The 1,603-nt window shown below is 70.3% G+C and carries 2 protein-coding genes; both read left to right on the top strand.

The genetic code is table 11. The annotated features are described in order from the left end of the window. The coding region (locus G7A99_RS19330) for a transaldolase family protein (protein WP_163143293.1) at nt 1-747 on the top strand (747 nt) is incomplete at its 5' end. 101 nt (nt 748-848) lie between these two features. After that, nucleotides 849-1,603: symmetrical bis(5'-nucleosyl)-tetraphosphatase (locus G7A99_RS19325; protein WP_163143290.1), on the top strand; the 755-nt coding region annotated here is incomplete at its 3' end.

The raw sequence follows: 1,603 nt of genomic DNA, 5'->3' as shown, positions 1-1,603 counted from the left end.
GAGCAGGCGTGCTGGCTGGTCGAGCGCATCGAGCGCGATAACCTCATGGTCAAGATCCCGGGCACCGAGGCCGGACTGGCGGCCATCGAGACCCTCACCGCGCGGGGCATCAACGTCAACACGACGCTGCTGTTCTCCCGCGAGCGCTACGCCCAGGTGCTCGAGCACTGGCTCCGCGGCCTGGAACACCGGCTCGACCGCGGCCTGGAGGTCACGGGCATCGATGCCGTGGCGAGCTTCTTCGTCAGCCGCGTGGACGCCGCGGTGGACCGGGAGCTTGAGGCCGCGGGCCCCGGTGCGCTGGAGGCCCTGGGCGGACGTGCCGCCATCGCCAATGCGGCAGCGGCCTACCGCCACTATCAGGAGATGCGCCACGGCGAGCGCTTCGCCCGGCTGGAAGAGGCAGGCGCTCACCCCCAGCGGCTGCTGTGGGCCTCCACGGGTACCAAAAACCCGGAATACAGCGATGTTCTCTATGTGGAGGGTCTCGCCGGCAGCGAGACCGTCACCACCCTGCCGCCGGCCACCCTCGAGGCGTTCCGGGACCACGGCCACGCCGCCGAGGGGCTGAGCGCGGCGATGGAAAGCGCGGATGCCGTGCTCGCCGGCCTCGCCGATCACGGCATCGTCCTGAACGCCATCACCGAGCGGCTGGAACACGAGGGCGTGGCGGCGTTCGAGCGCAGCTACGTCCACCTCCTCGAGACACTGGAGGACCGCCGCCGGGCACTCACCACGGCGACCTGACGCCCCGAATCGCGGGGTTTTCCTCGGCGTGCTGCTCTGCAACACTGCAGGGACGTGCCCGGGCCGGCACCCGAATCCATCGCCAGTGAGGAGGCCATCCGGTGGCCGTTTACGCAATCGGCGACATACAGGGCTGCTACGACGCGCTGCAACGGCTGCTCGAACGGATCCGCTTCGATCCGGCGGCGGACCGCCTGTGGTTCACCGGCGATCTGGTCAACCGCGGACCGCAGTCACTGCAGACCCTGCGCCTCGTGCGCGGGCTCGGTTCGTCTGCGGTGACGGTGCTCGGTAACCACGACATCCACCTCCTCGGTATCGCCGCCGGGTTCGCCCGCGCCAAACGCACGGACACGGTCACCGAAATCATCGAGGCCGAGGACGGCGAGGAGCTGCTCGAATGGCTGCGGCGCTGCCCGCTGCTGCACGAGTCGGCGGAATTCCCGGGCCGGGTGCTGGTGCATGCCGGCCTCTCCCCCGCCTGGAGCCTGGAGGAGGCCCGGGCGGCCGCCCGCGAGGTGGAGGCGGTGCTCGGCGGCGACGATCACCGGGCGTTCCTGCGCCATCTCTACGGCAACCGCCCCGACCGCTGGGACCCCGCCCTCGAGGGCTGGGAACGCCTGCGCTACATCACCAACGCCCTGACCCGGATGCGCTTCTGCAGCACCGATGGCCGGCTGCTGCTGGACTACAAGGGCTCGCCGGCACAGGCCCCGCGGGGATACTACCCCTGGTTCCGGGTTCCTCACCGGGCTCTCGACAAGGGCGGGCTGCAGGTGGTCTTCGGCCACTGGTCGACATTGGGACTGATCTCGGACGCCCGCGTGCTGTCGCTGGATACGGGCTGCCTGTGGGG

The organism is Arhodomonas sp. KWT, from assembly GCF_010993615.1.
This window is presented reverse-complemented; position numbering and strand designations above follow the sequence as displayed.